The sequence below is a fragment of the Parasedimentitalea huanghaiensis genome (genome assembly GCF_009753675.1).
In the GTDB taxonomy this organism is placed as follows: domain Bacteria; phylum Pseudomonadota; class Alphaproteobacteria; order Rhodobacterales; family Rhodobacteraceae; genus Parasedimentitalea; species Parasedimentitalea huanghaiensis.
In genome coordinates this window covers 1-15,437 of sequence record NZ_WQLV01000008.1, presented here as the reverse complement: position 1 = coordinate 15,437, position 15,437 = coordinate 1, and the positions used below count along the sequence as shown (strand labels likewise).

The 15,437-nt window shown below is 53.5% G+C and carries 21 protein-coding genes; 4 read left to right on the top strand and 17 right to left on the bottom strand.

The window, feature by feature from the left end:
- The 16 genes from GO984_RS13550 to GO984_RS13475 all read right to left on the bottom strand — a co-directional run bounded on the left by GO984_RS13550 (position 1) and on the right by GO984_RS13475 (position 10,294).
- The gene (locus GO984_RS13550) at positions 1 to 297 is read right to left on the bottom strand and encodes a VpaChn25_0724 family phage protein (RefSeq protein ID WP_157023063.1); all 297 of its coding nucleotides are present in this window, start codon (positions 295 to 297) and stop codon (positions 1 to 3) included.
- The gene (locus tag GO984_RS13545; RefSeq protein WP_157023062.1) at positions 294 to 665 is read right to left on the bottom strand and encodes a DUF2730 family protein; all 372 of its coding nucleotides are present in this window, start codon (positions 663 to 665) and stop codon (positions 294 to 296) included. The genes GO984_RS13550 and GO984_RS13545 overlap by 4 nt, the downstream gene beginning before the upstream one ends.
- Positions 662 to 1,225, bottom strand: coding sequence for a holin family protein (locus tag GO984_RS13540; protein ID WP_209279419.1), 564 nt, complete (start codon positions 1,223 to 1,225; stop codon positions 662 to 664). The genes GO984_RS13545 and GO984_RS13540 overlap by 4 nt, the downstream gene beginning before the upstream one ends.
- Positions 1,222 to 1,833: a holin-associated N-acetylmuramidase gene (locus tag GO984_RS13535; protein ID WP_157023061.1), complete on the bottom strand. Its 612-nt coding sequence runs from the start codon at positions 1,831 to 1,833 to the stop codon at positions 1,222 to 1,224. Before GO984_RS13535 ends, GO984_RS13540 begins: the two co-directional genes overlap by 4 nt.
- Positions 1,834 to 1,925: 92 nt before the next feature.
- Positions 1,926 to 2,327, bottom strand: coding sequence for a helix-turn-helix domain-containing protein (locus GO984_RS13530; protein WP_209279418.1), 402 nt, complete (start codon positions 2,325 to 2,327; stop codon positions 1,926 to 1,928).
- Positions 2,314 to 2,580 carry a hypothetical protein gene (locus GO984_RS13525; protein ID WP_157023060.1) on the bottom strand — a complete coding sequence of 89 codons (267 nt, stop codon included), beginning with the start codon at positions 2,578 to 2,580 and terminating at the stop codon, positions 2,314 to 2,316. The genes GO984_RS13530 and GO984_RS13525 overlap by 14 nt, the downstream gene beginning before the upstream one ends.
- A complete protein-coding gene (locus GO984_RS13520; protein ID WP_157023059.1) occupies positions 2,577 to 3,032 on the bottom strand; it encodes a gp16 family protein in 456 nt (151 codons plus the stop codon). Before GO984_RS13520 ends, GO984_RS13525 begins: the two co-directional genes overlap by 4 nt.
- Positions 3,033 to 3,047: 15 nt before the next feature.
- Positions 3,048 to 3,713 carry a DUF3164 family protein gene (locus tag GO984_RS13515; RefSeq protein ID WP_157023058.1) on the bottom strand — a complete coding sequence of 222 codons (666 nt, stop codon included), beginning with the start codon at positions 3,711 to 3,713 and terminating at the stop codon, positions 3,048 to 3,050.
- A 23-nt stretch (positions 3,714 to 3,736) separates the two neighbouring features.
- Positions 3,737 to 4,213 (bottom strand): helix-turn-helix domain-containing protein, encoded by a 477-nt coding sequence (locus GO984_RS13510; RefSeq protein ID WP_157023057.1) that lies wholly within the window; start codon positions 4,211 to 4,213, stop codon positions 3,737 to 3,739.
- A complete protein-coding gene (locus GO984_RS13505) occupies positions 4,206 to 4,595 on the bottom strand; it encodes a hypothetical protein (protein ID WP_157023056.1) in 390 nt (129 codons plus the stop codon). The genes GO984_RS13510 and GO984_RS13505 overlap by 8 nt, the downstream gene beginning before the upstream one ends.
- The gene (locus GO984_RS13500; RefSeq protein WP_157023055.1) at positions 4,595 to 5,470 is read right to left on the bottom strand and encodes a hypothetical protein; all 876 of its coding nucleotides are present in this window, start codon (positions 5,468 to 5,470) and stop codon (positions 4,595 to 4,597) included. Before GO984_RS13500 ends, GO984_RS13505 begins: the two co-directional genes overlap by 1 nt.
- Positions 5,467 to 6,213, bottom strand: a complete 747-nt coding sequence (locus GO984_RS13495; RefSeq protein ID WP_157023054.1) for an AAA family ATPase — start codon at positions 6,211 to 6,213, stop codon at positions 5,467 to 5,469. The genes GO984_RS13500 and GO984_RS13495 overlap by 4 nt, the downstream gene beginning before the upstream one ends.
- A gap of 66 nt (positions 6,214 to 6,279) precedes the next feature.
- The gene (locus tag GO984_RS13490; protein ID WP_157023053.1) at positions 6,280 to 8,397 is read right to left on the bottom strand and encodes a transposase domain-containing protein; all 2,118 of its coding nucleotides are present in this window, start codon (positions 8,395 to 8,397) and stop codon (positions 6,280 to 6,282) included.
- A gap of 4 nt (positions 8,398 to 8,401) precedes the next feature.
- Positions 8,402 to 9,310, bottom strand: coding sequence for a ParB/RepB/Spo0J family partition protein (locus GO984_RS13485; RefSeq protein ID WP_157023052.1), 909 nt, complete (start codon positions 9,308 to 9,310; stop codon positions 8,402 to 8,404).
- 26 nt (positions 9,311 to 9,336) lie between these two features.
- Positions 9,337 to 9,663, bottom strand: a complete 327-nt coding sequence (locus tag GO984_RS13480; protein ID WP_157023051.1) for a hypothetical protein — start codon at positions 9,661 to 9,663, stop codon at positions 9,337 to 9,339.
- A 280-nt stretch (positions 9,664 to 9,943) separates the two neighbouring features.
- Positions 9,944 to 10,294 carry a hypothetical protein gene (locus GO984_RS13475; RefSeq protein WP_157023050.1) on the bottom strand — a complete coding sequence of 117 codons (351 nt, stop codon included), beginning with the start codon at positions 10,292 to 10,294 and terminating at the stop codon, positions 9,944 to 9,946.
- Between the two features lie 161 nt (positions 10,295 to 10,455).
- On the opposite strand from GO984_RS13475, the gene GO984_RS13470 reads away from it, so the two are divergent.
- The 3 genes from GO984_RS13470 (at position 10,456) to GO984_RS13460 (ending at position 12,422) form a co-directional block, all read left to right on the top strand.
- Positions 10,456 to 10,815 (top strand): helix-turn-helix domain-containing protein, encoded by a 360-nt coding sequence (locus GO984_RS13470; RefSeq protein WP_245231109.1) that lies wholly within the window; start codon positions 10,456 to 10,458, stop codon positions 10,813 to 10,815.
- Between the two features lie 214 nt (positions 10,816 to 11,029).
- Entirely contained in the window at positions 11,030 to 11,653 is a 624-nt protein-coding gene (locus GO984_RS13465; RefSeq protein ID WP_157023049.1) for a helix-turn-helix transcriptional regulator, read from the top strand.
- 61 nt (positions 11,654 to 11,714) lie between these two features.
- The gene (locus GO984_RS13460) at positions 11,715 to 12,422 is read left to right on the top strand and encodes an acyl-homoserine-lactone synthase (RefSeq protein WP_157023048.1); all 708 of its coding nucleotides are present in this window, start codon (positions 11,715 to 11,717) and stop codon (positions 12,420 to 12,422) included.
- A gap of 231 nt (positions 12,423 to 12,653) precedes the next feature.
- Here the strand turns inward: GO984_RS13460 and GO984_RS13455 are convergent, their stop codons facing one another.
- A complete protein-coding gene (locus tag GO984_RS13455) occupies positions 12,654 to 14,090 on the bottom strand; it encodes a hypothetical protein (RefSeq protein ID WP_157023047.1) in 1,437 nt (478 codons plus the stop codon).
- A 1,129-nt stretch (positions 14,091 to 15,219) separates the two neighbouring features.
- Between GO984_RS13455 and GO984_RS23500 the strand changes: the two genes are divergently transcribed.
- Positions 15,220 to 15,437: hypothetical protein (locus GO984_RS23500; RefSeq protein WP_209279417.1), on the top strand; the 218-nt coding region annotated here is incomplete at its 3' end.

Below are 15,437 nucleotides of genomic sequence, written 5' to 3'. Positions count from 1 at the left end.
TTACGCCCCTGGCTTTGGTCGTTGGATCTCTGGATGGCGAGCGGTGCCCTGGGCAACTTCAACGCCGCGTGTGGTTGCGGTGGCAACGATGAATGCGCCGGTTTCCTCAGTCTCGACGAGGCCTTGCTCTTTCAGCCAAGCCAATTCGGTCACCACCTGGGCACGGGTGAATGCAATTCCGATCAATGGCAGTTGGGAGGTCAGCATGGATACGTTTGAGGTGTATCGCGGGGCGTCCTCCAGAAAGCGGAGAATGGCAATCCGGGCGTGTTGGCGCAATGTGTCTGAATAGCTCATTTGTTTCCGCTTCCTGAAATCAGGTGATCTTCGTGGCGGGTCACTACGTTTTCCAAACGCCGCATGACATCGCGCTGTGCGCCCATGTGGGCCCCAATGGCTTTGATCTCTCCGCCGATATTGCTCATCGTTAATTCCAGCCTGTGCATGTCTTCTTTGGCGGGCATTGAAGCTACGGTTTGCTGGAGGGACATAAGGTCCAGATCGTGCTGATCCATGCGCTTGGAGCCGGTATCAAGCCGCTTGCCGATAGCTGTGAAGGCCTCGTCCACATCCTTTTGGCGGGTGGCGAACCAAGTGTAGATTATGCCGCCCAATGGAATGGCCAGCCCCAGGGCCTTAACTGCCAGATCGAGATCCAAGGTCATTTGCGGCCCTCGCGCCAGGCGCGGACAGCGGCGTTGTCCGTCGGCTTGGTCGCCGCCTGTGACAGCGCGGTATCGGTGCCGGTTTCTGCTACGCCGGGGCTGTCATGACGAAGCGCACGAATGCCGCGAATGTTATCCAGTACCTGCGGCAGACGCGCGGTACTGTGGGCGATGGCCTGGCTGAACTCTTGCGACTTCATCTGGAAACGACCGCCAAAGTAGAAGGCGACAACGGTCCCGGCCAACCACCAAAGCGGATCTGGAACCAAGACCAGCCCCTGCATCCGCTCAGCAAACCAAAGTGGGTCGTACATGGCCGAGGCAAACAGGGAAAAAACGGCAATCACAATCAACGGGCGGGGCAGGCGGTTTAGCCCGTCCATGAAACGGTCAAACCGGCCTTTGCGCGGCACCTGAAACTCCGCCCCAAACTGCCCCAATGCTGACTGGGCATAGTCAGCGCGGCGCTGTGCCCCGGCTTCGGTGTTCTCCATGAACGCCTCGGCTGTCTCAACGACGGCGTTACGCCCACCGCCGAAAAACAATTTTAGCCAGTTCATGTCCAGCTCTCCACTCGTTTGGAAAATTCTTGATCTGTCATGTGGAATTTCGGGCTGATGAACTCCTCCGCCCGTGTGATCCAACCGCCTTTGCCACCGGCGCGGGTGCGGGCGTATTTGCGGGACGCCGCGCGCCGGTCAGCAAGACGGAAGTAATAGTTGCGGCGGGCGATGCCGTAGGCGTCCACGAACAAGGAGCCGCCCTCATCATATGCTTTGTGTGCAGCGGCGGCGGTGTTTGGGCCCAAGGCCCCGTCAACCGTGATTGGCCCTAGCAGTTCGCCAAGTAGGCGCTGGAGGATTTTCACCGCATTGCCACCAGCGTTCACATACATGTCGAACACCGACGGCTGCAGGGCGACGGGCAGCAGATTTATACGCGGTTTCTCAAAGTAATGTTGAACGAAGATATCAACGGCCTGAGTGCGGGAAAGGGCGCGAACATCGGCGGCGTCCACATCGCCGTCGCGGTCCAGGTCAAGGCCCAAGCGCCGCATGGTGTGGATTGTTACGCCAAAATTGGTGGCCCCGCCGGGATCGTCGGGATCATTTACGTAGCCGCCTTCGCGCGCGACGATATCTTTGGCGATTTGCTGGACTGAGTGCATTGATCGACCCTTCGGGAAACCTGTTTACAGGTTCAAAATGGTCGATTTTGGGACGCCTGAAACACCCACAAGAGCTTGCGGGTTAGGGGCGATTAAAGGCTTCGAAAAAGGGAGAGTTGGTTTTCATCTGATTTGAGCGCGACTGCGTTCTCAGAGGGCTTTAGCCACTTGCGGACAGTGACGTCCGTTACGCCGAGTTTGCGGGCAATCTCAGCTTTTTTCAAGCCCATGGATTTATAGACCTGTGCGCGCCATTGCTGGGCCAACGGGACACGCGCTGGCAGGCGTTCAACAAGGGCGAATAATGCGCGCGCTTTGGCATGGCCGACAATGTCAACGACCTGCGATCTGGGAGTGGGGTTTTCTGCGATATAGATTTCAGACCCGCCAAAAGCCTCAAGGAAGTTCAGCGTGTCCTCTAGCCCAAGGGCCTCAAAGTAGGGCTGGACCTGAGCAGTTGGCTTTGGGTGGGGGAGATCTTTATCGCCGACCATCGCGCCCTCCGGTCAAAAACCGATGCTTTGGCTTCCTGCGGTTGCCCTGAACTGGAATGACGGTGGTTACGACACCATTGCGGATTTTGTAGGAGAAGCCCCTTGAGATCACGCCGGTTGCATGGGGGTGGTCCTGGTACAGGTCAACAACCCGACCAATCCGGTGGCGAAGGCCTTTGATATCGACACCCTGCACCCGCTCAAGGTAGCGGATAACAGCATGGTCAGAAACGCGGGTGCAGGGCTTTTTCATGATTGATGCTCCGACCAGTCAAAGTCGATGTCAGCGCGCGATCCCCAAGCTTTCAGTGCTTGGATTACAGCGTTGATTTTGACCCCGTCGCGCAGCATGTCGATATCGGCGGGAATCGAGCCCCAAGCCTTGCCAAACTGGTCACGAATGAACTTGTTTAGCCCTTTGCGGCTCGGATCGTGCAGCGCACCTGCGTCGCTGAGTTTACCCCAAAGCACATGCACCAGGCGCAGATCTGCGCGGGGGGCCGCTTTGTGTTTTTTACTACCCTTTGAAGAGGGTTTGAAACCGTCTTTTTCGAGCCGTTTAAGCACCTTCAGAAGGTCGGTGTCGCTCATGTCTTTCATTGAGGCCTTGCCGGTTACGGCAAGCTGCAAGGCGCGGCGGGCGTCTGCGTCCAGGTGAAGCTGGCGACAACCAATGTGGATCTTCTGTTGCAGGGCACGGGACATATTTGGTGTCCTCCTTCAGGCTTTGGCGAGATCAATGGTGATGTGCTGCCACTTGGCGTCCGGTGCTGGGCGTTGGTAGCAGCGCACATAGGTTGATTTTCCCACCACACGCATGGCGTCTCGAATGGCCTGCATGGCGCGCTGCCAGCGTTCGTCTTGGATCTCCAATTGCAGGAGTTTGTAAATCTCAGCCCGATTGATCTGGCCTTCTTTGTCGGTGTTGAAGGCGTTGGTGACGATGGCTTGCAGCTCGACCGGGGCTTCGGCGGACCACTCGTTCAAGCATTCATCCAGCAGGCCCTTGGCGATCTGCAACTCGGGGCCAAAGTCGAACTGATCAGCCACCGAGACCTGAACTTTGAACAACCCGTCAAAGCTCATCAGGGTTTTGTTGCCACGTGCGCCACCAATGGTGGACCCGTATTCCTGTTCCAGGATGGCCTCAAAATCTCCGATATCGTTAAAGACGTGCTCCTTGAAGCGGGCGGTCTGGTCGCTAAGGGCCAGCGCGTAGCCTGCAATCTTGCGCACGGTTTCGTCCTGGAGCTGGTCTTGAGCCTTGACCAGGCTAATCGGCACCAACCCGCCTTTCGTGTCCGTCATGTAGGTGTGGCCGTTGGCGTTGACGCGCCCGTCGGGGATCAGTGCAGGCTCGAATTTGCTTGGTGTCTGCGGGGTCATTGTATTGCCTCGTGTTGGGTTGGCTAAAGTGTGGCCTCAAGGATCAGGACTGGGTTTTGTGGGAGGTCCGAGAACCCGGCCTCTTCGACCAGGAGATCAAACTCGCAACCGTTCACGGCCCCAGCGCATTGGGCCAGAATGAAGCGGGCGGTTTCTGTTGAGCGAAACGCGCGCAGGGTGGTCAGCGTCAAAGTCAGATCACCGGCACAATCAAAACGCCCCTCCTTGATGGCATGGCGCAGGGCTATGCGTTCGGGTGTCTCCGGCGTCTCATCAATCGGACGGATCAGGATATTGGCGTCCACTTTGAAGTGACGACAAATCCGCGCCAGCAATGCGGGACCAGGGAAGCTTTCACCATGAAGGTAGCGATTGAACTGGGTGCGGTGGATGTCCAGATCGCGGGCAACCTGAGTGACGTTTAAACCCTTGGTTAGCCGTCTGAGGTTCGCGCCTAGGACGTCGCGCAGCTCTTGCTGATTTTGATTGCGTTTAAGCATCGTTGTCGTCCCCTTCGGTTTGGCTGCTGTTGAGGGGACATTTGCGACATGCGTGAAACATCCTAACGCGCATCGGGCTTGAAGAGGTGAGCTTTTCGGACCGGCGTCGCCATGTCAGGCAGATCGGGCTTTCGATTTCTCCGCCAAGCGCGTCACAGTTCACCGGGGCGTTTATGAAGGTATCGCGCACGACACTTTCGATGTTTGAAAGGTTGCCTGCATACCTGTTTCGGATGCTCTGACTGACAACCGCAGCGCTTAGATCGAGCTGCTTTGCTACGATGTTTTGGCTCGTCTGGTCGCATTCTCGGATCAAGGCTTCGATCCAATCTGGGATGGTCTCTCCCCAGCCGTCTTGGGCTAGTATTAGGCGGTTGCTCATTAGTTTTGCCCCACGGGTGAATATACAATTTTGTCTTCGTTCGGATCTACGATCACGGTCACGCTGCGCTTTTGCGGGGGCAGGGGACCGGCATTGATAATCAGGAGAAGCGGCGTGTCAGCGGTGATCCGGGCATTCGGCTTAGGCGGCTTAATAAAGCCAGCCTTTGCCAAGGTTCGGCAGTATCGCGTTACGTCGCCCAAGGTGACGTCTTCGCGGGATTGGCGTAGGGCGTTCAGAACGTCGGAAGGCCGGAACCTGCGTTTAATCCGAATAGCAGTCCAAATCGCTCCCTCAGTTGTGGAGCGTAAATCCCGAGCAGTGTCCCGGCCTTCTTTGGCCGACTGAGTTGTGAAGTAGACCTTGCCGTCTTCGCGGCCCCAAAACCGAATGACCTTTGCAGCCTTCAGCCTGCGCAAAAAGTCCGTCCGCATGATTGGGTCCTGCGGAAAAACCGACTCAACATCCGCGTTGGTAAAGTGAGGGCGTTTGGCGATATAGCGCCAGATCTTCGCTTCTTCTGCAGTGCGCGGTGTCTTGGCCGGAATATCGACGTTGAAGCCACTGTCCCGTGCGCTCTCTATCAGGTCAAGAAGACGCGCATGGGACGTCTCGTCGGTCAAAGAACCGGACCTTGTAGCGGCTTTGATCTTTGCGGCTTCTGCTTCGCCCCAAGTAGTCAGGAAATGTTGCCGCCCGTCACTACCGCAAGGAACCGCTGCCCCGGTGTCGAGCATCATTTGCAGGAACCGGTCGCGCACCGTGTCTTTCGCCGAGCAGTGGGTGGCCACGTCCAACGCGGTAAACCGGTGCTGTGAGCGCATGAAGTCCAGCAATTCTTGCTCAACGGCGTGTCTGACATGCACTTTGATCATTTGAGGCCGCCCCGTGGAACTGGGGCCGTGTCACGCATGAATTCCAGGCCGCCCCAAACAGCTTTGGAAATGTCGTCCAACCCCAGTTTTTTGGCCTCTTTGCAGACATGGGAAACCTCTTTGACAATCCACCGTGCGTTGCCGGTGTGACGCTCCCGAATGATTTCCAGCAGATCGTCTTCAATGGTCATGCCTGAAGGGGAAACCATATCCGCCAGGTGGCGGGCGTCGGTCATGTCGGCAGGCAGGGCCTCGGACCAAGACAGCACCCGGCTTTTGAATTGGTCGTGCTTGTTCAGGAGCTGGGGGAAGTTCTCCATGCCGATAAGTAGGATGGGGATTTGAGATCCGTCGTGAAGGTCACGGACGATGTTTAGAATACCTTTTGAGATCAGGTAATCGGCCTCATCAATGATCAGGGCTCGCCCGTCTATCGCCAGCGCTTCGTTGGCTGTCTGGACCAGCTCTGGCACCGTCCCTTTGGTTGGCCGGCCAAGTTCGCGCAAGAGCTGCTGAAGGAAGAATTTCTTGCTCCATTCGCTTTGTACCGCCAGATGAATTGCGTCCAGTTTGTCGGCGCAGAAAATGGCTCCAAAAGTCTTTCCGTATCCCGGCGGACCATGAAACACCCCAAAGCCTGGCGCGCCCCATGTGCGGCTCTCAAGTTCTTTGAGCAGGCTGGCCATCTTGGCCACGTTGGTCAGCGGCCTGACGGCATTGCCGATTTCAGAAAGATATGACATGCTCACTCCTAGTTCACTTCTGCCGTCGCTCTGGGGTCCATCCAGGCGGCGGCGTTTCTTTTGAAGCTACTGCCCGTTGTTGCGGCTGTAGCTCTGCTTGACGGCCAACAGGCCCTCATATTCGGGGTGGTTCAGGAAGCCTTCCATCCAGGCAGCTTCGCGCTCTCCAACTGGCTTTCCAGCTTTCTTGCGGTCTTGGATTTCCTGAACCTGTTCGAACCGACCATCGGGGGTCTTGGCGACTTCAAACGTCTTTGAAACGGGCGAAGATTGCTTGGCGGACAGTTCCAATATCAAAGCGTCCCGCGCCTCTGTGGCTTCTCGGTTGGTGTGGTTCTGAAACGTTTTGACCGGGGTCTTTTTCGGGAACATTCCCTTGACCACTTTGGCTTCCAGAGCGCTCGGGGCCTCGGCACGGTTCTTGTTCATGTCAGCCGCAATCTGGTCGGTTGAAATCGGCTTGTGCAGGTTACGCAAAACCTTCTCGGCTTTGACAATTTGGCGACGTCTGCGGGCGGTGGAACGCGCGCCTTCCAGATCGAAGAAACCAATTTTCTGCTGGCATTCCGCAAAGCCAAGATAGCCGCCTTCAGGTCCGTAAATGTGGACGCCGCTGTGCAGGTCTTCAGGGTCAAACCTGACAATGATTTTTCGACCGGCTTCCTGGCTCATCCAGGCGCAGTGGTAGACATTGTCGTGCAAGGTGAGTTGGCCGCTGCTTTTGTGCAGTTTGGCCGTGGCCTGTCCCATCATCCAAAGACGGCGCTGTTCTTCCGTTGCTTTCTGAATTGGGGCAACGGCGTAGCTCTCTTCAAAGGTCTCATCGAATGAGCGACCTTTGGCGGTTGGCGATCTCCGACCGGTTCGGGCGTTATGTTCGATAATGCCATCGGCCAGAGCTTCCAGAAACTCACTCGCTTTGATGGCGCGGCTGCCATAGTTTTCCGGCTTGGCGTCTGGACGGTTGCCGACGTAGGCACCAGCAAAGCGCGGGTCCTTGGCCACATCGCTGGCGAGATCCCGGAAAGCGCGTTCAATCGGCTTCGCCTGGCCATGCGCAGGGGTGGCCCAGTGCATCTTGATACCCAGCAGTGGCAAGACGCCTTTGGGATCGTCTTCGCAGATCTTAAAGCGGAACCGGGTAGGCGCGCCCGCTGTCATCCATTTGTTGGCAAATTCGCGTCCGTTATCAAACAGGCAGCGCTTGGGAATACCCCAGTTCTCAACCATTTCCCCAAAAGCGGCCATCACCATGACTTTGTTTGGGTCATGGTCCACCCGCCAGGACAGGATCTTGCCGGAGTATAAGTCCTGAAATGCAACAATCTGTGGTCGGTTTATGGTGCCATCTGGCCATTCAACAAAGGTGTCGATCTTGTGACAATCTGCGTTGACTGCTTCTAGGGCTGTGAGTGACGAGCGGTCCCGAATTTGCGCCGGATAGCAGCGCATCAAACCGTTGACGCCTTCGCGCGCAAAAACCTGTGTGACCCGAGGCACTTCTTTGTTCAAGCGGCGTTGCGCCGTCTTGGACACCAACACGTCCCAGCCTTCTTGTTCTGCCTTCTTACAGGCTAACCGATGGCACTGGGCAAATGTTGGCTGTTCGAGGCGCAGATACAGGCTCTTCAAATAGTCCATAAATGCTGCGTTACAGGTGGCTTTTGTGGCCTTTCGGGCCGCAATGCGATTGCGTGGTGCAAGATAGGCAAGGCGGTCCTCAGGGGGGACGCCTTCGATCATGTCCAGCCAGTTGTAGATGCTGCGTTGGGATGATCCGCATTGGCGCGCGGCCTCTGCTATGGCGTGGACATGAGAGACGCCCGTACAATACAAGCCATCGACAATATCCAAGGCAGCCAGCCGGTCTTTGGCCTTGGTTTTGACCCGTTCGGGCAACTGCTCAAAAACGGCCCAGGCGGTGCCTCGGTCCGGGCGCTCATCTGGTGTCTCGGCAGCTTCTTTTAACAACTTGCGCCGCGCCGCCAGTGGCAGCACTGACCAGTGATACTGATAGCCGCCACCGCGACCAGCTTTGCGCTTGAAACAGCCCTCTTCCAGACGCCAGCCGTTTCGCTCAGCAATCGAATTGATGCCCCGCTTGCTGCCGGGCAGTTTTGGCAGACCAGACGCAGCCAGTTCGTCGGCTGTCCACCAGATCTGTTTGGGTTCAACAGCGCTCATTTGATCACCCCGTCCGCTTTGAATTGAAGGGGAGGATTTCGGCGTCTGTTTCGGGGGTTTCCGTTTGCTCAGTTGGAACCTCTAGGCCCAACAATTCCAGCAGCTCGTCGCGGTGGTCATCGACAAACCGCCGGCGGGCTTCTTTTGGCGCTCGCGCATAGGCATCACAGATCTTGCCGTGGGCTTTTTCAACGGGATCTTTGACCGCCACACCGGGGGACTTTTTCCGGCTCAGAACTTCCTTGGCGGATTTGGCTGAACCGTCGCCCAAAGCTCGGCAAATGTCATAGCGATCTGTGGGCGATCCGCATTTGGCGATCTCCTGCAGGTCAGACAGAGAAACCCCCTTGGGGGCGTCTCTCAATTCTTGGATCTCTCGAGGGCCAAGAGACTTCCCCGCAGCAACAAGGCGGCGAACAGTGCGCTCGTCTACGCCCATTTTTTCGGCTGTAGAGGTGACAAAGGATGCGACGGACATTGTGTCCGGCGCATTCCATCGCTTACCTGCTAGCTCTTTACCTGAGGTCTGTTTAGTTTCCGGATAGGCGTTTTCGTAGACTTCTTTGCGGCGCGCCAGAAAGACGGCCTTTTCCAGAAAATCAAGTTCGGCGTGGGCAAGGTTATCGTCTATTTCGGCAAGATCTGCCCAGTCGTCGGTGCAATCCCAGATTTTGGCCGGGATCACATCGCGGCCCAGGGCGCGAAACGCCGCCACTCGGTGCCCGCCTGCTATCAGCCGCAACTTGCCCGACTTCTTGATTTTGCGGACTTGGATTTCAGACATCAAGCCCTGAGTTTCAATTGATTGGGTCAGGCTCTTTACGGCCAATTCAGATACGGGGCGCAATCGGTTCGATGTGTCGATTTTGTCCAGTGGAATTTCTGTAACTTCAATTAGGCGTGGGGGGCGCATGGGGGAATGCTCCTAAATGATAGGTTTCAAACGGCAGGGGAGGGGGCTTCGGGGGGGCTGACATCAAGAAAGCCCATGCAATGCTCAAGCGTTCCATCACCGTGCAGGGCCATTGCCCAGGCGGTGACTTTGTCTTGGGCCAGGCACTCTGCTTCAACAGCCGCGTCAACCATCTGGCCAGTTACGACAGCCCGCTCGTCGCCCGCTTTGGTCTCATTCCATCTCTGGCCAACGAGCTGGCTGATCCCTACGCGATAACGATGCTCGTTGAGGGCATCAATGAATGCTTCAAGGCGTTCCGTCGGCGTTAGAGGCGTGGCCGAAAAGGCCTGAATTTGTTCGTCTAAAGTCATCTAAAAAGCTCTCCAAGATAAGGGCCAATAATGGGAATTATGGTAAATGTGGCGGCGACAAAGGTTTCGCCGACCACATTGAGGGCACTCATAATTTTAGCGCGCCGGTCTCGGCCCCAGCTCGGTTGCATGGCAGTGCAAATGCTGGGGCCCGTATTCGGGGTCGAAGGGGAATAATAAGCCCCCTGCAGCACAACCCCCGTGCCGAAGGAGGAGTTATCCAACCGGGTCCGAGCAGGCGCCCGGTTGGAAGGGGAGTGAGGTTGATTAATCCGGCCCATTATGCTGCCCCAACCGTTTTACGGCGGGGCGTCTTCTTTGCTTTTGGGAAGACCGCTCTAGGCCGGTTTGGCCCATGAAGCTCTTCAATGTAGCTGCCGTTGTTTCTCAGATGGGGGAGTACATCGTGTTCGGGAGCGTCCACATGGTATCCGAGAGTGAACAGGGCCAAGCGGATGATTAAGACCGAAGGGTTGCCGTCGTCGCTAACAGCAAGTTGCCTTAGCCGTCTGCCCGTGACGCCGCATGATCGACCGAGCTCTTCGTAAGACAGCTTTCCAAGGCCCTTGTTTTGGGCGGCGACCTCTTCTTTCAGGAAGGTCGCGAATTGTTGTCCACTCATCTGGGTCATGTCTGGGTCCGCTGCATTCTGGTTCGATACATCCAAACGTTAGAATTAAACTTCTATAGTTTCAACCTTAAAAGTCGAAATAGCAGAACTATAATTCTATCAAGGTTGTGCGACCCCACCCCTAGCGGACTTATATTTCCGTTTGCAGGAATTATATTTCCATGTATGTTGAGCCCATGATTGGTGCAGTTGAAAAAAAGCAACCCACTAAAAATGGGGAGGTCGAGGTCTGGAGACAGCGCCTTCGGCAGGCGTTGGACGACCGCAACCTAGATTACGATGAAGTATCGGTATCCGCTGGCAGCAACGCTGAGTACGTGTCGAAGATGCTCGCCGGTCGGTTTAACCCAACGGTAGCTCGTTTAATGAAAATTTGTGAGGCAGGAGGCATAAATATGGCCTACTTGTTCTCAGATGATCCGAGCGAAGAAGAGCAATCCGTGCTGGAAAAAGCCGCCGACCTTTCAGGGGAAGACGCAGACTTAGTCAATCGGCTCATTCAGAGCGCCAGAGCTAAGTAGCTCCTTTTTCTTTAGAGCATCTTCAAACATTTTGGTCCCTGAATGGGGCTCTTTTTTATTGGCTTCAATAACCTGATCCATGATGGATGCGAGTACTTTGACCGAAATTTGGTCCTTCTTCATGATCCTGCCTAACAGTTGTTTTTATTACTTGTGATAATAACTTTCGCGCGATATATTTTGCACAGTTACATATCAAGCGTGTGTGTCCAATATGAAAAGTGATATTCAAGGCGTACTATTGAGGTCTTTGGAAACCATAACCGACGGTGGGTATTCTGTCGGCGTTGGCTTCCAGGGGGTTGAACCGCATTTTGTCAAATCCACCTACTCAGAGGCGTGGGTCGAACGCTATATTAGCCAGCGTTTCATCCAGATTGACCCTACAATTCAGTTTGGGCTTTCCAAAACCGGACACTTCACCTGGGCAGAATTAGAGGCGCAGTTTCCTGATTCAAAAACCTTTTTCACCGAGGCTAGGAAATATGGATTAGTGAAGGGTAACACGCTGTCAATTCGTGTCGAAGGTCAGGTTTCTATACTCAGTGGCTCGGGCCCCGCCTGGCAAGACCAAGAACTAAAGATTGCAAGCGCAACACTTCATGCCTTGGCTGTGTTGGCTGCAAATCCAAACTCCCAAAATACGGTTTTACTGCCCGACAGAGTGAAAGATGTCCTCTACCTGATGGCTGACGGCGTCAAGGATAAGGCTATTGCAGATATCCTAGGCATTAAAGTTGAGACCGTTCGGGCAAGAAGACGGAGCGCTTTTCAAGCGACCGAGACAGTAACTATTGCTCAGCTAATGTCAAAAGTGATAAAAAACGGCTTGATTTAGAACTTCTCTATACACAATGAACTGATGCTCAACAAAATGGCGCTACAAATTGGAGAGCGCTATGCAATTACATACATTTTCATTTCTCGATCAGTATCATCACGGGCCAATTTTCAACGGCTTTTTAGAATTGAGATATCGCGTTTTGGTGGAGAACCTAGGCTGGGAACTTTCGCACGACGGAGTTGTTGAGATGGATCAGTATGATCACCCAAAAGCGGTGTACTCGATAGTTACAAACAAGGGGCAGGTTGTTGCGGGGGCAAGAGCTCTGCCATGCAATGCATCATGGGGAGGCTGGTCCTATATGCTCAAAGACGCTGCTTTGCAGAAGTTGAAGAGTATCCCCGACGACTTACTAGATGATTGCCCGGACACTGCCAATACCTGGGAATGTACTCGCTTAGTAACAGATGATACCAACTTAGCACAATTGTCTCGTATGAAGGCATTGCGGATGGTTGTTCATGGCCTTTGCAAGGAAGCCGGCAAGCGTGGAGCTAATGATTTAATCTCTTTGTCTCCATCTTCTTTTGGCCGACTGCTGGAGATCGCTGGGTACTCGCCGGTTCCTCTAGGGAGACAGTACGCAGCAAACGAAGATGGCCGCCACTATCGTGTATTTAGAATGCCCTGTGACCGGAAAGTGAATGCAATTGCCTGCGAAGGACTTGATGTCGAGTTATCAATATGCATACGACCTCAAGATAGTGGCCTTTCGCTGGCCCCGAAAACGGCGGAAAAGTCATGGCCATCGCATTCAACCTGATTGAAACCGCCAAACTAAACGTGGATCTGCAAGCATGGCTCAAAATGGTCTTACTCATTTTTGCAGAAAGAGTAATTGACGGACGGGCACTGTAGTTCACGAACTGTAGTTTCTAAGTAAGGCTGTGTCCGTTTAAGTAGGTCCAGGATTTCGCGCTTGGTCGGCGCGATTGTATGTGCAATCGTCGTTTTCTCCGGATTTTGGCGTTTGAAAGGTTAGCGAAGTAGGCCGTCAGTCTCTTCTGATCAGGCCTGTAATAGCAGCTGCGCCAAGTGCTGTAACGATCCATCCTGCTGTGGAAAGAAGCCATTTTAGCCACCATAGTATTCTTCCCCAACGCCCTCTAGTCGTTGAAGGAGCCCATGCTTCTGTCTGACCGAAATTTATAATGGGGACGACCACATCGATTCCATATGCAATCGGGCTGAACGTCTCCCAATCTTGACCGGCCTGGCTTACATCGGACCAGGTTTTGGCAGGGTTCGAAGAAGAAAGCTCCTCCTTCCAATCAAGTGATGTCTGGATGACTGCTGAGTTTGGTGCAAAATCTCCGGCCTCATAAGCATAGTGGGCTGGAAGCACTGCAGCAGCAACTAAAACCAATAGTGCAATGAGACTGCGAAATGGCTGATGGCCGTAGCCAATCAATCCTTGAAGCAATTTGTCAGCAAATAGGTAGTGAACACCGCACAAACAATCATTCAATAATGCGGCGACATAGTTCCTCGAAGGTGGATCTGTGTCAACTTGCATCGCTTTCCGCGCCTCGATCTTCAGAAGGCGTTCTCGTTCTTCGAGTAATATTCGAGCGTCTGCATCGTGTCCGAGCTCTCGCAACGCTTTAGCCAGTTGTGTGTAAGGTTGCGGGAAGAATTCACCGTTCCAATAGCTGCCTTCTTTAAGCCACTTCTTTCGACCTCTTGGGTCTTTGGGTGAATTAGCTAAGCCTTCGTAGCGAAACCCATTCAGCCGCAGACGGCCTTCGCCCGGCCAACTGTCATAGTCATCTACTAAGACTCCGACATGAGCTAAGCTTATGTCCACGGCTCCTTTTGGCACGGAGACGTGCTTCCAGAAAAAACCATGGCCAACGTGCATATCTTGCCCATCAAATGCATATGGTGGTGCATTCGGCCCCGGCCCTTGGAAGTTTTTTCTTGAGTTAAACTCTGCATTTTCGCAATCTAGCTGACCCTTTATTCGGGCCCCGGACAAGCAAACTCTTTCCGAAAAAACGGTGCCATCGAGACAGACGTCGTTCCTCACTACAGCTCGTTCTAGCGTCATTTTGGATAAAACACACTTCGAGGCCTCGAGCGCGGGAATAAATGCACCAATGGCAGACAGCTCGCCGCTCATGTAGCATTTCGAGAGTACGAGAGGGTTTTTGAGTTTTTGCTGATCCAAGTGTAGAGTTCCTGTGATATAGGCACCACTCAAATTAATCGTGCAAATAGGAAGTGGCTTTTCTTCACATCCTCCTAAAAGTAGGTAACGTAATATGCTGGCACGAATTTTTTGATCACCCGGAGGGTTGCTGCAACGTGAAGGAAGGTCACCATTAGAAAATTTGCAATCAATACCGGCGTAGCATGCGTCAATCAGTCTATTCTCAGCTTCAGTTAAGTCCAAAGCCTTCAGTTGACACCATTTGCGAATAAAACCCATTAGTCTAAATCTCTCATTTACCAATTATTCTAATCTGGCATGCTTGGCACAAGCCTCGCAATCGTTCATTTGAAGAGCACAATGTGTGTCTGCTGGTGTGCCGTCAGTTTAAACTGCAATACAATCTCCAGCCCTGAAAGGGGCCATGAAAAATTGAGTCTTGAATGGCCGTTTCGTACGCGTTGCGGTCTTTAGCTCTGAAACGTTTCCCACTTCTAGCTTCCTATGAATTGCATAGGTTACTGTCATTGGGTTGATTTTTAAAAGAAAATTTCTATCTGGGAAGCCAAAAACTACCCAGGAGAGAGATTTCCCAGTTCCGGCTCTCGGAAACTGCACACTTGGTGATGAATCGGCATAGGTGAATTGGCCGACCAGCCCTATTTATATGCCTCTCAAGGATGTCAGGACTATTTGCAAGAATAGGTGTCCCAAATCTGGCCAAAGGGCTTTAAAGGCCCGTTTCAAGCGGTTTTGAAAGACATTCGGCAAACCTGTCCAGGATACAGTCTGCTGCCACAATAACCCTTGTTTCTATGTCTCTGTCCGGGTTCTTCCGGCATCCTCCGGGTTCTTCCGATTACTGCAATTATAAGTGTCCAACAACAAGACTGTAACGGGACACTTATTCTTGCAAACTGGGACACAGATAGTTGCAGCAACTCACTTTTGATCTTTTACATCAGAACCGGGCGCTGGGCTAGCTGTTATAGGTTCACCAACTGGATGCGCGTCAATGGACCAGCTTATGACAGTAGTGAAGCGGTTTCGCGCCCCGCATTTGGTGCAACGCGCGTTGTTAACGGTCGTTGGAAAAATTCGTATCGGTGAAAGAATCGTTGCGATTGTTCTTTACCAAGTCTGAAATACAACATGGATTACTTGCAGGCATTTTTCTGGATACTGAAGTTTATGGTGGGCTATTTAGAGGTGGTTCTTTTTGTGCTGTACGAGGCCATCTCACCAACGTTGGAAGTGACTGAAGGATATTCGGAAGTTCAGTTAGACTTTATCGCCAATATGACCTCATTCTTAGCTTGGCCAATTGTAATGCTCCTGCTCTCATTTTTCTTTAGGAAACGGATCGGAAAGGTGGCATCCGTAAAAATGGGGGGGGAACGAAGTAACGTTGTTCGAAGAAACGCTAAATGTGGCCAACGAAATCGAAGCTGGGTATGAAGTCCCGGAAGATGTCGAGACCGCGGTGAGATTTCAAAAATATAGTTATTCGCCGAGCGAGTTCCTTACAGAGCGGCCTACTACAATCGATTTGGACCTGTCGCGCTTTCGTGCCGCCCCAAGTGCTCGTTTAAGCCACCATCCGTTCGAAGGCGACTGGGCTTTTCC

What these genes read in the sequence shown, in the direction of transcription:
- GO984_RS13495 (WP_157023054.1), bottom strand. Translation starts at nt 6,213, where the DNA reads ATGTCATATCTTTCTGAAATCGGCAATGCCGTCAGGCCGCTGACCAAC.
- GO984_RS13540 (WP_209279419.1), bottom strand. Translation starts at nt 1,225, where the DNA reads ATGAACTGGCTAAAATTGTTTTTCGGCGGTGGGCGTAACGCCGTCGTT.
- GO984_RS13485 (WP_157023052.1), bottom strand. Translation starts at nt 9,310, where the DNA reads ATGCGCCCCCCACGCCTAATTGAAGTTACAGAAATTCCACTGGACAAA.
- GO984_RS13475 (WP_157023050.1), bottom strand. Translation starts at nt 10,294, where the DNA reads ATGACCCAGATGAGTGGACAACAATTCGCGACCTTCCTGAAAGAAGAG.
- GO984_RS13500 (WP_157023055.1), bottom strand. Translation starts at nt 5,470, where the DNA reads ATGATCAAAGTGCATGTCAGACACGCCGTTGAGCAAGAATTGCTGGAC.
- GO984_RS13465 (WP_157023049.1), top strand. Translation starts at nt 11,030, where the DNA reads ATGAAAAGTGATATTCAAGGCGTACTATTGAGGTCTTTGGAAACCATA.
- GO984_RS13480 (WP_157023051.1), bottom strand. Translation starts at nt 9,663, where the DNA reads ATGACTTTAGACGAACAAATTCAGGCCTTTTCGGCCACGCCTCTAACG.
- GO984_RS13490 (WP_157023053.1), bottom strand. Translation starts at nt 8,397, where the DNA reads ATGAGCGCTGTTGAACCCAAACAGATCTGGTGGACAGCCGACGAACTG.
- GO984_RS13530 (WP_209279418.1), bottom strand. Translation starts at nt 2,327, where the DNA reads ATGGTCGGCGATAAAGATCTCCCCCACCCAAAGCCAACTGCTCAGGTC.
- GO984_RS13505 (WP_157023056.1), bottom strand. Translation starts at nt 4,595, where the DNA reads ATGAGCAACCGCCTAATACTAGCCCAAGACGGCTGGGGAGAGACCATC.
- GO984_RS13545 (WP_157023062.1), bottom strand. Translation starts at nt 665, where the DNA reads ATGACCTTGGATCTCGATCTGGCAGTTAAGGCCCTGGGGCTGGCCATT.
- GO984_RS13550 (WP_157023063.1), bottom strand. Translation starts at nt 297, where the DNA reads ATGAGCTATTCAGACACATTGCGCCAACACGCCCGGATTGCCATTCTC.
- GO984_RS13520 (WP_157023059.1), bottom strand. Translation starts at nt 3,032, where the DNA reads ATGTCCCGTGCCCTGCAACAGAAGATCCACATTGGTTGTCGCCAGCTT.
- GO984_RS13455 (WP_157023047.1), bottom strand. Translation starts at nt 14,090, where the DNA reads ATGGGTTTTATTCGCAAATGGTGTCAACTGAAGGCTTTGGACTTAACT.
- GO984_RS13535 (WP_157023061.1), bottom strand. Translation starts at nt 1,833, where the DNA reads ATGCACTCAGTCCAGCAAATCGCCAAAGATATCGTCGCGCGCGAAGGC.
- GO984_RS13515 (WP_157023058.1), bottom strand. Translation starts at nt 3,713, where the DNA reads ATGACCCCGCAGACACCAAGCAAATTCGAGCCTGCACTGATCCCCGAC.
- GO984_RS13470 (WP_245231109.1), top strand. Translation starts at nt 10,456, where the DNA reads ATGTATGTTGAGCCCATGATTGGTGCAGTTGAAAAAAAGCAACCCACT.
- GO984_RS13510 (WP_157023057.1), bottom strand. Translation starts at nt 4,213, where the DNA reads ATGCTTAAACGCAATCAAAATCAGCAAGAGCTGCGCGACGTCCTAGGC.
- GO984_RS13460 (WP_157023048.1), top strand. Translation starts at nt 11,715, where the DNA reads ATGCAATTACATACATTTTCATTTCTCGATCAGTATCATCACGGGCCA.
- GO984_RS13525 (WP_157023060.1), bottom strand. Translation starts at nt 2,580, where the DNA reads ATGAAAAAGCCCTGCACCCGCGTTTCTGACCATGCTGTTATCCGCTAC.